9 protein-coding genes are annotated in these 13779 nt (G+C 43.0%); 5 read left to right on the forward strand and 4 right to left on the reverse strand.

All coding sequences use genetic code 11. The features are described 5' to 3' along the window. Positions 1 to 114 precede the first annotated feature (114 nt). The 5 genes from OQ289_RS10665 (at position 115) to OQ289_RS10685 (ending at position 9524) form a co-directional block, all read left to right on the forward strand. Positions 115 to 3321 (forward strand): SusC/RagA family TonB-linked outer membrane protein, encoded by a 3207-nt coding sequence (locus OQ289_RS10665; protein WP_270090730.1) that lies wholly within the window; start codon positions 115 to 117, stop codon positions 3319 to 3321. A 21-nt stretch (positions 3322 to 3342) separates the two neighbouring features. Then, entirely contained in the window at positions 3343 to 5061 is a 1719-nt protein-coding gene (locus tag OQ289_RS10670; RefSeq protein WP_270090731.1) for a RagB/SusD family nutrient uptake outer membrane protein, read from the forward strand. A gap of 279 nt (positions 5062 to 5340) precedes the next feature. Continuing rightward, positions 5341 to 6504 carry an MFS transporter gene (locus tag OQ289_RS10675; protein WP_270090732.1) on the forward strand — a complete coding sequence of 388 codons (1164 nt, stop codon included), beginning with the start codon at positions 5341 to 5343 and terminating at the stop codon, positions 6502 to 6504. A gap of 42 nt (positions 6505 to 6546) precedes the next feature. Continuing rightward, the gene (locus OQ289_RS10680; RefSeq protein ID WP_270090733.1) at positions 6547 to 7869 is read left to right on the forward strand and encodes a sedoheptulokinase; all 1323 of its coding nucleotides are present in this window, start codon (positions 6547 to 6549) and stop codon (positions 7867 to 7869) included. Between the two features lie 374 nt (positions 7870 to 8243). Next, on the forward strand, positions 8244 to 9524 hold the full coding sequence (locus OQ289_RS10685; protein ID WP_270090734.1) for an MBL fold metallo-hydrolase: 1281 nt from the start codon (positions 8244 to 8246) through the stop codon (positions 9522 to 9524). Between the two features lie 99 nt (positions 9525 to 9623). Here OQ289_RS10685 and OQ289_RS10690 read toward each other — a convergent pair whose 3' ends face one another. From OQ289_RS10690 to tmk, 4 genes are all read right to left on the reverse strand, one after another. Then, complete coding sequence (locus OQ289_RS10690) at positions 9624 to 10667, reverse strand: PmoA family protein (RefSeq protein WP_270090735.1); 1044 nt, start codon at positions 10665 to 10667, stop codon at positions 9624 to 9626. 115 nt (positions 10668 to 10782) lie between these two features. Continuing rightward, on the reverse strand, positions 10783 to 12147 hold the full coding sequence (locus OQ289_RS10695; RefSeq protein ID WP_270090736.1) for a Gfo/Idh/MocA family protein: 1365 nt from the start codon (positions 12145 to 12147) through the stop codon (positions 10783 to 10785). Between the two features lie 170 nt (positions 12148 to 12317). Further along, positions 12318 to 12836 carry a hypothetical protein gene (locus tag OQ289_RS10700; protein ID WP_270090737.1) on the reverse strand — a complete coding sequence of 173 codons (519 nt, stop codon included), beginning with the start codon at positions 12834 to 12836 and terminating at the stop codon, positions 12318 to 12320. A 167-nt stretch (positions 12837 to 13003) separates the two neighbouring features. After that, on the reverse strand, positions 13004 to 13723 hold the full coding sequence (gene tmk / locus OQ289_RS10705; protein ID WP_270090738.1) for a dTMP kinase: 720 nt from the start codon (positions 13721 to 13723) through the stop codon (positions 13004 to 13006). Positions 13724 to 13779 lie beyond the last annotated feature (56 nt).

A 13779-nucleotide genomic window follows, 5' to 3' on the forward strand; every position in this document is an offset into this window, starting at 1 on the left:
GACACCTATCCCATTCGATCTCCTTGACTCGTGGTCATTCGATTGGCCGCGTTCATCACAAACGAGGCGTATGGGAATAAACCTCTTCGATACACACCTTAATAAACCTAATCCATGAAAAAAACAACTAGAATAATAAAAATGGCGAGCCAGTATGTGCTGCTGTTTTTATTAACCATTATTTCCAGCCAAGGGTTTGCCGGCGATATGGACAAAAATCTTCAACAACAGCAGCAACAAATCGTAGCAAGCGGTATTGTTTTGACAAAAGCTGGAAAACCCATGGCCAATGTTTCTGTGGTTGAAAAAAATGCAGAACAAGTCAGTACACGCACTGATGCGGAGGGCCGCTTCAGCTTACGGGTTGCTAAGAGCAGCATTTTGGTCTTTAGTTATGTTGGTTACAAAGCGGTAGAGATGCCTGCTGCATCTGTTTCTGATTTCACCTTACAATTGGAAGAAGATGAGCTTCAATTGAATGAGGTTGTCGTAACTGGCTATACGCGTCAGCGTAAAGCTGATTTGACGGGAGCGGTATCCGTCATCAATGTCGATCAGATCCGCTCTAGTACCACCGGGAGTGCGATGCGTGCAGCTCAAGGCAAGGTCGCTGGTATGGCGGTGTCATTCAATGGATCTCCAGATCCATCGGCTTCCGTCCGAATCCGCGGTGAGGGTACATTGAATAACAACAATCCGCTCTATATCATAGACGGTACACCTACTACACGTTCCATGGCCGAGCTGGCTACCATGGATATCGAGTCAATCCAGGTATTGAAAGATGCTTCTGCCGCTTCCATCTATGGCTCGCGCGCTGCCAATGGTGTCATTATCATTACAACACGTAGGGGTAAAAAAGGCACCGTTGTTGATGTCAATGCTTCCAATACGATTACTAGCGGAGCCAAGCCCTATCAATTGATGAATACTGAGCAGCGAGGAATTGCGCAGTATTGGGCAATAAAGAATGATAATGGTGCGGCAGATCCCAATCAAGTTGGGATAGGTTTCGTACGTGATTTCGGCGGACTGTATCAGTATCAAGATCATCAGGATGCCAATAATAATTGGGTACTTGATGGTGTGACTTGGCGTGAATATCTCGATCCTATCGAGAAGACCATGCGCTCTGCCGATACCGATTGGCAAAAAGAAATTCTAAGGACCGGACGGATTCAACAGTATAACGTCACGCTATCTAATGGTTCAGACAAGGGGACGTCCCTTTTCGCAGCCGATTACTATGGTAATGAGGGGACGATTGACGGGAGCTTTTTTAGACGTGTCAACGCGCGTATGAATAGCGATTATACCTGGTTAGATGGTAAAATCAAGGTTGGTGAAAACTTCACTGTATCTCAATGGCGTACGAGTTATAATATTGGAGACGGTAATCTGGGCAGTACCAAATCTTTGATGTCGATTGTACCTGTACGTACTGTGGACGGAATAGGATGGGGCGGACCAGTTGGAGGGATGAGCGATCGGCAGAATCCCGTCCGATTGATTGCAGATAATAAGCAGAATCATCAAGATAATTTGCGCCTGTTTGGCAATACCTATATAGATATTGAAATATTGAAGGGACTGAATTTTCGATCTACATTTGGCGTGGATTTCGTTGGGTATTGGAGAAAGACTAGTGATTTAACCTATAAATCGGGCTTTATGAGCGAGACGCGCAATGGCCTATACCAGACTTCCAATTTCAATTATGATTGGAATAATAGCAATATACTGCAATATGTATTCGATGTGAGCAAGCACAAGTTTGACGTGATGGTTGGTCAAGAGACAGTAGACCATACCTTCCGTAGCCATTGGGGTAGTCGTAGGGTGTTTGCTTTGGAGACTCCCGACTATATGCAGTTGGATGCCGGTGAAGAGGATCGTGAGAACGGTGGCGGAGCAAGCAACAATACACTTATTTCTTGGTTTGGAAAGTTCAATTACAATTACGGTGATCGGTATCTAGCTTCAGCTACTTTACGTCGCGATGCTTCTTCTGTATTTGGAGAGAATAATCGTTGGGCAACTTTTCCGGCGGTTTCCTTTGGTTGGGTCTTGAATAATGAGTCATTTTTTGAAGATGTCTTGTCTGGTTTTTCGCAGTTGAAGCTTCGTTATGGATGGGGACAAAATGGAAATTCACAGATTGATGATTATGCAGCCTACTTGATGTATAGTTCGCTTTATGATTTGAATTCTGTATTCGATTGGAATTGGGGCACTGCTTATGATTTCTCAGGACAGGGTGGGAGCAATCTACCTTCTGGTTTCCGTCGTACCCAACGCAATAATCCCAACCTGAAGTGGGAGACCACCACGCAGCACAACTTTGGAGTAGATTTCGCCTTTATGAACGCCAAGTTCAATGGATCATTTGATTATTACATTAAGAAAACGACAGATATTTTAATGAAACCGGGGACTGTTGCGACCTTAGGTGAAGGTGCTCAGATGTGGCTCAATGGTGCTGATATCGATAATAAGGGGGTGGAGTTGACCCTTAATTATAGGGACAAGTTAGGCGAAGTAGGCCTGAATGTGGGGGCTGTATTTTCGCACAACAAGCAGCGTATTATGAAAGTCCCAGATGAGGTTATCAACAACTTTGCTGGAAATGGTACCGATCAGAATATCCTCGGACGCTCTCGCTCTTCGATGTATGGATATATTGCAGATGGATTGTTCCAATCCCTCGAAGATGTCAATGCCCATGCCGATCAGGTGGGGGCGGCGCCAGGTCGTATTCGCTTTCGTGACATTAACAATGATGGTAAGATCAACCAAGAGGACCGTGCTTGGCTAGGCAATCAGGATCCTGCTATGGAATACGGCATAAATGTATCGATGGATTGGAAAAACTTCGATTTTTCTATGTTCTTCAATGGATTGGTAGGCAAGAAGCTTAATGTTCAGGGATGGAAATCTTGGACGGATATCTATGCACTCAGTACATCGGGCGAGAATTACGGTGTACGTCTCTTGGACGCTTGGACACCGACCAACACTGCTAGTAGCATACCCGCTATATCCATCAACAATTACAATGACGAAGGGCGCTTTTCTACTTATTATGTGGAGAGTGGCTCCTATATGAAAGTCCGAAATATAGAGTTAGGGTATACCATTCCGCAGATGGTGTTGGAGCGAGCAAAGATTAAGCGAGTTCGTTTGGCCTTGCGCGCAGATAATGTATTGCGGATCAAGAAGACATCTGGAAGCAATCCATATACAGGTCTAGATCCGGAAACTCCCGGGAATGGCTATCCATTACCCTTCTCGATGACATTCGGAATCAATGCTTCATTTTAATAGTTTAAAAAATAGCAAATTATGAAACGATTAAATATATTATTTCTGGGCTTTATTTTACTAGTAACGGTGAGTTGTGAGTCCATGCTCGATACCAAGCCTCAGGGCGTTGTGTCGGACGAAGATCTCAATGAACCTGAGCAAGTAGAGAAGATGGTCAATGCCGCTTATTCATTCACCGGTCAGAACCACTTTAACAAACAGATGGGGATGCCATACGAAGAGGGATCCGTTCGAGGAGGTGAGGCTTATAAAGGTGGCTCTGGTACCAATGATAATGCTGAGCGTAACCGATGGGAGACTTTCACATACATGCAGGCTACCAATGTTGATGACCTTGACAATCTATGGTGGGTCCACTATGTCGCTATCGGCCGGATACACGATGCCTTAAGACGAGTGAAGAATCTAACGCTAGAGCAATATCCGTTAAAAGAGCAACGAATTGCGGAGTTGCGTTTTCTACGAGGCCATATCTATATGTATATGAAGCAGTGTTTTAAATTTTTTCCTTATATAGATGAGGATACTCCACAAGATATGTATGACAAAGTCGGGACAGATGATCTGACCAACATAGAGCTTTGGGCCAAATTGATTGATGATTTCCGAGTCGGCGCCTCTGTGTTGCCTGATGTGCAGAGCGAGGTGGGACGTCCAACGAGCTACGCAGCCAAAGCTTATTTAGCTAAAGCACTTATTTTCTCGGCCTATGAGCAAGATGATAAGCACAATGTTGTAAACATCAATCCGGAAAAATTGACTGAAGTTGCTACGCTTTGTAAAGATATCATTGACAACTCTGGTAAGCGTTTGGCAAGCGATTTCGCAGAAAATTTCCTCTGCGAATACGAAAATGGAAGCGAATCCATTTGGGCCATACAATATACGACAGATACCCAGACTGGTCGTCTCAATTCGTGGTTAGTTTCACCTGTCAATTCGGACTACGGTTGCTGTGGTTTTTTACAGCCTACCGTGCAGCAGATGAATCGTTATAAGACTGTAAATGGGATTCCAGATTTTGCAAACTATAACAAAGGTATCATGCTGGACAACAAGGCGGCATTTGCTGCTACCCCCATGGATCCCCGTTTGATGCATACTGTTGCCGTTCCGGGTATGCCTTGGAAATACGAGCCTAGCTACATTATGGGCGAGAGTTGGGTGCGCACACCAGAGGTATACGGATATTCCATGAGTCAGAAGCTGATTGTCTCACCAACTTCGGATTGCTTCAAGAAGACCAATCCTTTTATGGGTGCGGGGCTCAACTGGGATGTGTTGCGATTAGATGAAGTAATGCTTTGGCGTGCTGAAGCTTTGATTCAGCTCGGTCAAGATATGGATGAGTCCCTACGGTTGGTCAATGCTATTCGTGCACGAGCAGCCTCTAGCACCAATCGTTTGAAATTTGCAAATGGCACACCTACAGGTAGATTTGACGTGCAGCCTTATACACCGGGAGTCAACTGCCCCGCATGGAGTAAAGAATTCGCAATGCAGGCTCTTCGTTGGGAGCGGAGCCTGGAGTTCGCTACCGAAGGAAAGTGGTTTTTCGATCTGGTGCGCTGGGGTATAGCGGCCGAATCGATGAATGCATATTTCGAAATAGAAAAAACGCGACGCTCATATTTGAAAGATGCGGTGTTCAAAAAGAATAGGGATGAGTATTTTCCTATTCCAGAGACGCAAATCAGTTATGTCAAAGGGCTTTATAAACAGAATGCCGGTTGGTAAATGATTCCTTCTACCTCTTCTTCACTTGCGGAATACCTTATCTTTAAGTGCCCGCAAGTGATTGCAGTACGCCTCGGCCTGATACTCACATTCGGTGTTGGAGATTAAATGTAACCATTCATTTTAATTTGATATACTTCATGGCACCGATATGTTAAGAATATAGATACTCCGGACGATTATCTTGTACCTGAGCGATCATCAACGATTGAATCCATCGTTGATAAGCTCCTTTGTCGTATTGATTATGCACATTTTATAAATAAATAAAACAAACGGATGAAAAGAAATGATTTTTTAAACAAGATGATACCCTTGATGTTGGTCTTTTTCACCATGGGGTTCATCGATTTGATCGGTATTGCTACCAACTATGTGAAGAGTGATTTTGAGCTTTCTGATACTTCCGCAAATGCCTTCTCCATAATGGTGTACCTATGGTTTTTGGTTTTTTCGATTCCCACGGGTATACTTATGAACAAGATTGGTCGTAAGAAGACCGTTTTGCTGAGTTTGATTATCACTTTTCTCGGGTTGTGTATTCCAATTATTACCTACACCAATATGTCCATGCTCATTTGCTTTTCTCTTTTGGGACTTGGGAATACATTGATGCAGGTCTCTCTCAATCCGCTGTTGACCAATGTTGTTAGCGGACACAGGTTGCCTAGTTTTCTGACCCTAGGTCAGTTTGTCAAAGCTATAGCATCCTTTGTAGCGCCTATTGTTGCGGCGCAGGCGCTGATTCACTTCAGCGACTGGAAGCTTCTGTTTCCTATGTTTGCTGCGGTTACGGTCATAGCGACCATTTATCTTCTGTTCACACCTATAAAGGAGCATATTATTGAAGGTAAACCTTCTTCTTTTTCGGAATGTGTAACGTTGTTGGGCAACAGTTTTATCCTGCTGCTTTTCTTTGGGATATTGGTACACGTCGGTATTGATGTCGGAGTCAATATTACCGCGCCCAAGCTATTGATTGAACGAGCAGGCATGACATTGGCTGAGGCAGGTTATGCCACCAGCCTCTATTTTCTTTTCCGCACGTTAGGCTGTTTTGCTGGCACTTTTATATTGGCTAGGTTCTCTGCATCCAAATTCTTTAGCCTAAGTGTCATCCTTATATTATTAGGGGTATTGGGACTCTTTGTCAGTTTTGATACCCTTTCGATCTACTGCTGTGTAGCATTGATTGGTCTTGGAAATTCCAATATATTTCCCATCATCTTTTCAAGGGCTTTGACTTACAAGCCCGAGCGCAGCAATGAAATTTCTGGGTTGATGGTCATGGGAATTGCCGGTGGGGGCATTTTTCCGTTGCTAATGGGTATCGCCTCGGACCAGGTAGGTGGTCAGTTAGGTGCCGTCATTGTGATGGCTGTCTGTGTAGCCTATTTACTTTTCTTGGTTCTACAGTTCGGGGTTAGCAAGCAACCTCAGTAAGTATTTTTGGACAATTAGCTAGGGGACAAATAGAAGTAATTTATGCATTTTATTGGAATAGATATAGGAACAAGTTCGATTTGTGGAGTTGCTTATGATTATAATAGCAAGCAAATAGAGTCGATTACTTTAGAGAATGATACGGCCCTTGTGTCGGCTCATGCATGGGAGAAAATGCAAGATCCGCTCCAGATAATGGACCTCGTAGAGCGTATTTTGCTGGATATCTCATCCCGTTATACAGATATTAGGGGGATAGGGGTCACCGGACAGATGCATGGGATATTGTATGTCAATGAGCATGGTGACGCCGTCAGCCCGCTATATACTTGGCAAGATGGAAGGGCCAATCAGCCTTTCAAAGCCAATCATACGTATGTCAGCTTTATCTCAGATCAAAGTGGCTACGCTGTAGCTTCGGGTTTTGGCCTTGCTACACATTTTTATAACCAGGACAATGGCTTGGTGCCCATAGGGGCTGTAAAGATCTGTACCATTATGGATTTTGTTGTTATGAAACTTTCGGGTCTCACGACCCCTTTGACTGACTTTAGCAACGGCGCCAGCCTAGGATTTTTCGATCTTGAAAATTTAACCTTCGATTATCCGGCGTTACAACAGTTGGGCATCGATACTTCGTTTCTTCCGGAGATTTCAGATTCGGCTACATTTTGTGGTTACTATCGACATGGAGTGCCAGTTTATTCGGCATTAGGAGACAATCAAGCCGCGTTTTTGGGGTCTGTACGGGATATCCATCGGTCCATACATATTACTGTAGGCACCAGTAGTCAAATTTCCGTCTTTTCGCCAAAGTTTTTAAAAGTCAAAGAATTGGAGACTCGACCCTTTCCTGGGGGGGGGTATATTTTGGTTGGAGCAGCTTTGTGTGGTGGTCAAGCGCTCGCTATGTTAAGGACTTTCTTCGCCAAGACATTAGATATGTTTGCTCCACAGCAATCGTTGGAGTTGGATGTATATGAAGTGATGAATTCCATTTTGTATAAGGATGATTCCAATGATTTACCTGTTGTGTCGACTCTTTTTGAAGGCTCCCGAATGGAGCCTGAGCAGCGGGGGGCTATTGATAATATATCTTTGGATAATTTTTCTCCAGAAAATCTAGTTTTGGCATTTTCTAAAGGTATTGTTCGGGAACTTTATAACTTCTATCGTTGTCTCCCCGAAGATATCAAAATGGATAAGTATGCGATTATTGGTTCGGGGAATGCGCTCAAAAAAAATGCTGTTCTAAGCAAGGCTTTTGAAGAGGCGTTTGAGAGAAAGCTATTCCTTTCCAGTCATCAAGAAGAGACGGCTTACGGGGCTTGTTTGAGTGCTGTTATAGCAGGTAAGTATTTGTGATAATAGATGTATAGTCATTCCCTATTCGTGTCTTAGACGATTGTGTATCAATAAAGTGTTGATTTTGTATGTATTAAAATGTTAGCGGATTTAAACTCCAAAATCCAGGTAGCATACTTTTAAAGATAGATTTTACAGCATAACAGGATGGATATACTATATATCCATCCGTTCAAAGACGGGATAGCAATTACGCAAATGATATTTGGAATTAGGGCAACTGAAAAAGATGACAACGATGTTTGAATGTTGCTTGAGAGCCTTTTAACCTGAATAAGCCTAAGTAGAATGTTATACATCATGCGATAATTTTCAGTACCTTAGGCTTGCCAATTCTAGCGAATAACCTTGTTGTTGATACTTACAATAGTCCAATGAAAAAATCTAACTTATTGATGTCGTTTTTTCTTTTTGTCTCTCCATACCTCGTCGCACAGACCAACGTTCACCACGTTGAAGTAGGAAAGCTTTATAAAGGATGGAAAGATGGGGAGCTGGATATCCATCATGTATATACCGGGCGTGGAGAGTCCAGTTTCCTGATACTTCCGGATGGGACCACGTTGCTTATCGATGTGGGTGATTGGGACCCTACAGCAGAAGAGTATGCGTTTATGACCCCTCAGTTGCCCGACTCCTCCATTAGGGCGGGGCAACGTGTGGCTCGCTATATTCAATCGGTCAATCCAAATAAAGATCAAATCGACTATCTATTGGTTTCTCACTTTCACAACGATCATACCGGAGACGCTTCCAAAGGAGCTGGAAGAGCAAAATCTCCAGCACCTGGGTATCAACTGTCCGGAATAGCCGAATTGGGTGAATATATTCATATTCACAAGGTTATTGATCGGGATTACCCTCGGTATGATTTTCCGAAGCCGCTCGTCACAGATGCGGACTTTGCTAATTATCAAAATTTTATTCAATGGAAAAGCCAGTCCGCAGGACTGGCTACGGAGAAATTTGAAGTAGGATCGAACAATCAGATTACCCTGCTAAGGAATAAATCTGCCTATTCCCATTTTGAAGTGAAGAATCTTTTCAACAATGGTTTGATTTGGAACAACCAGACCCAGCGGGTGGACACCATTTACAAACACGAGTACCAGGAAAATAAAGCCAGTTGGAATGAAAACACCATGAGCAACGGCTTCAGATTGACTTATGGAAACTTTACCTATTATTCAGGAGGGGATTTAAGCGGCCATGTGCTTGACAAAAATGGGCAATACGTCGATATTGAAGGACTTGCCGCGCAATCCTGCGGAGAAGTTGATGTGGCTAAGGCAAATCACCATGCCTATAAGGATGCGATGACTCCTGGCTTTTTGAAGTACATCCAAGCGGCTTCATTTATTGTACCCGTATGGGATAAGGCCCATATCCAACCGGAGATTATTGCTCGTATAGAGCAGGTGTCGTCCGTAGGCAATAGGTCTATTCCCCATCTTATTTATACCTATTTCCCAGAAGAATTAAGGTCCGAATTCCGTGATAAGTCATGGGCACGGTATATCCTGGAGGATGGACACGTTGTTGTTAAAGTCTTCGACAACGGAAGGCGGTATAGCTTGTACGTCTTGGATGCTCATCACGAACAGCGGATAGTAAAGGCAGTCTACGGACCGTTTATTGCTAAAGGGATTAACTAGGCTACAATTGGCCCCGTTAAACAAACGAAATTAATTGAAAAACAGGAAAGTATAGCCTAGTCATCGTTTCAAAAGCGAGCGTAAAGCAATAGTCCGAGGTTATTTACTGGAATCAGCAAATTCTGCCGACAGTCTATTGATTTCTTCGGTAGACAGTCGTTCTTTGCCGGATGCAATCACCACGCGATAGCGAAAGGTAGCGGACTTGCCCGTTTCCAATGCTAGATTTAACGCTTCTGTCCCGTTACTGAAAATTTTCTGTCCAAGTGGGTTTGCCGCAAACAAACCATATCCGCGCGCATGCCAATAAGTTGGATAACCGACATTGCTTGGGTGATCTATTATTACAATGCTGATTGTATCCCCTCCTTTTTTACCATAGAGCATACACCATTTGCCTCGTGTTCCCCAAACATGGTCGCCCTCTTTGTTTTCGCTTGTCAAATAATTGCCTGTCACGATATCCGTGGCATTACCTTCTACGGAGGTCACGACCCCTTGTGTATCTGTGTATTTTCGTTCTTCTTTGGAAGGAAGTTCCAGTTCACGCGCTACACGTAAGCCTAAGAAGCCGTCTTTAACGTCTTTAAAAGAAACATGTTGTGCTGCTGTAAGTGTTGTCGTGCGATCGATCGTCCGATAGCCCTCTGTGGCTGTAAAAATAAATGTTGTATGTTCTTTTAGCAAAGTATGCTGATGGATATCGCTCCAATCTGCAACATATTTAATGACCCCCGCATTTCCACTTTTAACTTCGGATATAGCTGTTTTTTTTATCCAGCCGTACTTGTTTTTCTTATCCTGCGGGATGGCGGATGAGTTGTTCCAAAAATCAAGACCATTCACGCTTTCATAGTTCATCCATAATCCGATGTGGTGCGGATGATCTGTCGGTTCGTTCGGCCGGGGTACGAGTGGGAATCCTCGGGTAATAATCTCGCCGTTAGCAGCTAAAATAGGGTAGAGTGTTGGCTTCTCAAGGCTATCCGGATAGATAAGGGCTGTAAAGGGTTCATTATTGACCTTAACCACGACTTCCTTCCGCGCTTTGTCATGCTGTACAGCTATATGTTGCTTTTTCTGCGCCAGGACTGAATGTACAATTACCCCCAAAAGTAGGGTTGATACTATTATTTTTTTCATCAAAATAGTTAATTATAAAATATGAGTTGTCATTTGGATAAGCTATTGATCTTGGTTTTGTGCGGGATACGCCCATGATGGTCTCCCTGGGCGGTTGCGTTTGATTTACATTAGGTTAATATTTGAATATATTTCCTCCCGCAATTACCTCCTGGCGCTTGTCATCGAAAGTGACTTTTTCGCCCGTTCGGTAGGCTGCATTAGCCATAATAACAGCAATTGAATGGTTGTAACCAGCTTCTACTGGTGCATTGGGCTCTTTGCGGCTGCGGACACATTCCATCCAATTGCGTACGTGCGCCAGGGTAACAGGGTCGCCACCTGTATTGGCCTCTGTACTAATCCGGATGTCATTGAGGTTGATCTCTGGCAATAAATTTGGCTTCATACCCATTGGACTTGCATACTTCTCTGGAAGTCCGCCTGCTGGCGTAATCTTATTGGTATCTAAGTTGAGCGTCCCGCCATTACTGTAATAGATTTCCTTTACTTCCTCTCCACCTAATATACCCGAGTTTGTTTGTCTCGACTTGAACAATACCTGGAAGCCTTTGCTTGGGTCGTCCAGGGGGCCGTAATCAAACACGGCTGTGAAGGTATCTGCATTTTCCCGACCATCTTTCCATAGATAATTCCCTCCATTCACTGCGACACTACGCGGATGTGCGAGACCTGTAAACCAATGCACGGTATCGATTTGATGGCACATCCATTGTCCTGGGATACCGGATGAGTAGGGCCAAAACAAGCGATACTCCAAATAATGTCTGGCGTTGAAAGGTTCATCGGGCCGGTTGAGCAAAAAGCGCTTCCAATCGGTGTCAGTTTCTTTCAGCTTAGCGACTAGCTCGGGTCTACGCCATCGTCCGGGTTGATTGACGTTCCAGGTAAGCTCAACCATGACAATATCTCCAAATTTTCCACTCTTTATAAAATCGTTTGCAGCAACATAGTTCACGCCGCTTCTGCGTTGGGAGCCAATTTGAACAATCTTTCCGCTCTCCTTCACCGCTCTTAGTACCGCACGCGCATCTTCCATTGTTTCGGCAAGAGGCTTTTCTACAAATACATCCTTACCGGCTTTTACAGCTTCTATTGTATGTAACGCATGTTGGAAGTCTGAAGTGGATACAAATACTGCATCAATATCTTTTATATCGTAGAGTGCTTCATTGTTTAAACAGGAGCTGATATCATGACCCAATTTCTGTTTCCAAAAATTAACGCCCTCTTCTCTCCGCAATTTCCAGATGTCGCTTACAGCGATAATATCAAAATTCAAATCTTTATAAGCGGCAAGGAACGACGGCGCATGTGCCCCTTTATGTCTGTCCGAAAATCCAATGACACCCACATTCACACGATCATTTGCGCCGATAATCCGCCGATAGCTGGATACACTGAATGCATTTGCTCCTGTATATATTCCAGCACCTAATAGGCTTGCTTTTTTAATAAAATCTCTACGTGAATTCTTCATAGGTCTAAGTTTAGTTACTTAAGATAAGAATATTTTCTATATTTTGTTTGCATATAGATGTTATTCATTATTAAATACTTAGTTGGAATGGGGGGCAATGTGCCTGTGCTTCGTTTGGATTATAAATCTATGCGCCATTTTCAAACGCTTTATCCCAATTTGCAGAAGCGTTACTTTTTCTTCAAACTGTCAACAGCCTTGTGAAGTCGGGAGTTGATTTCGATATAGAGGCTGTCCGGTGTTTCCTTTAAGACAATCACCTGATACCCTCGATTCACACCTGTTTTTGAATCCGGGTCAAAAAATGCATTCGAATACTTCACGGCTACTATTTTTTCGGCAAGTCCATAGTCTTTAATAATTGAATAATTGCGTGGACCAACTTCTATGCTGTATTCACTGCCCGATATTGCTGTTCGACTACCAGAGATGCCATCTTTGGTGACATTGTAAAAAATAAGTATCAAGCTGCTGACGGTACACAAAAGTACCAAGGCTAAAAGTCCCTTCCTGCGAAAGAATACAAACAAGCCAATGAGCCCCGCCGCCGCCGATGGTAGGATTAAAATCCCACATTCCAGGCTTATATCTAAAAAATACCGCAGCAATACATCACTAAACATTATGATCAACATCACCAGGACAAGGCTAAGCAATATCTTTTGAAATAAAGTTAATGGCTTTTTCATTAATATTGTATTCTAACCACTTTTCGTTGCCTAATTAGCCAAGAGCATCCGTAAATCTGTAGTATTGGGCCTTGCTATTCGCTATAATGATTCTTCTTGTTCGATATTCCATTCAAACTGCAGTAGGATGTAGTTTTGAAGACTCTTATATCAAGTGCTTTGTAGTTTTATTTCACAAATATCCTGTTCTTAAAAATTGTATTGTCAAGTAGGTGGATTTTTTCAATTATGGCTTCATGAATCTCATTCTTTGGCAACCAGTTTGCATCGTTACCAAAGCACTCGATTTCATGAAAATTGGACTGCTCATCTAATAAAGTTAGATATTCTTTGTATACGTTGGCCTGTAGTTCTAATGAATCTTCATGAATATCTTTTTTGCCATTTAGGTATGCTCTATCAGCACCAGTTCTTGCTGAGTTCAGCGAGTTTTCGATATGGCTGAAAGGTACGTTTAAGAAGAGAGAGAGATCTGGAGTCGGCAAGCTGTTATGATTGAATTCGAAATCAAGAATCCATTTCTTCAATTCTATTTTATCGACCTTTTCCTTTGTTTTTGCGCATTGAAAGGCAATGTTCGAATTGACATATCTATCCATAATAATCAAATACCCTTCATTCAACCATCCGTCAAGTAGCGCTTTATGTTCATTTCTGTCCTCAGCAAATAAAAGGGCCACCAATTTAGGATGCACATGCTCTAAGGAGCCCAGTTCGCCTCGGAGATACTCCGCTATTAACTTTCCGTACTCGCCTTTATTCAACATCGGAAAATGTATGAATTTATGTTTTACACCTAATTCGTTTAACTTTCCAATTAGTAAATCGATTTGAGTTGACTTACCAGAGCCATCCAATCCTTCTATCGTAATTATTTTACCTTCCATCGCTGTTTAAATCAAAAGTAGCATCAACATATAGCTAATGCAATATTGTTTTAGTA

Origin of the sequence: Sphingobacterium sp. SYP-B4668, assembly GCF_027627455.1 — a bacterium.
Lineage (GTDB): Bacteria > Bacteroidota > Bacteroidia > Sphingobacteriales > Sphingobacteriaceae > Sphingobacterium.

Coding starts and splice junctions, on each gene's coding strand:
- OQ289_RS10665 (WP_270090730.1), top strand. CDS start 115: ATGAAAAAAACAACTAGAATAATAAAAATGGCGAGCCAGTATGTGCTG.
- OQ289_RS10670 (WP_270090731.1), top strand. CDS start 3,343: ATGAAACGATTAAATATATTATTTCTGGGCTTTATTTTACTAGTAACG.
- OQ289_RS10675 (WP_270090732.1), top strand. CDS start 5,341: ATGAAAAGAAATGATTTTTTAAACAAGATGATACCCTTGATGTTGGTC.
- OQ289_RS10680 (WP_270090733.1), top strand. CDS start 6,547: ATGCATTTTATTGGAATAGATATAGGAACAAGTTCGATTTGTGGAGTT.
- OQ289_RS10685 (WP_270090734.1), top strand. CDS start 8,244: ATGAAAAAATCTAACTTATTGATGTCGTTTTTTCTTTTTGTCTCTCCA.
- OQ289_RS10690 (WP_270090735.1), bottom strand. CDS start 10,667: ATGAAAAAAATAATAGTATCAACCCTACTTTTGGGGGTAATTGTACAT.
- OQ289_RS10695 (WP_270090736.1), bottom strand. CDS start 12,147: ATGAAGAATTCACGTAGAGATTTTATTAAAAAAGCAAGCCTATTAGGT.
- OQ289_RS10700 (WP_270090737.1), bottom strand. CDS start 12,836: ATGAAAAAGCCATTAACTTTATTTCAAAAGATATTGCTTAGCCTTGTC.
- tmk (WP_270090738.1), bottom strand. CDS start 13,723: ATGGAAGGTAAAATAATTACGATAGAAGGATTGGATGGCTCTGGTAAG.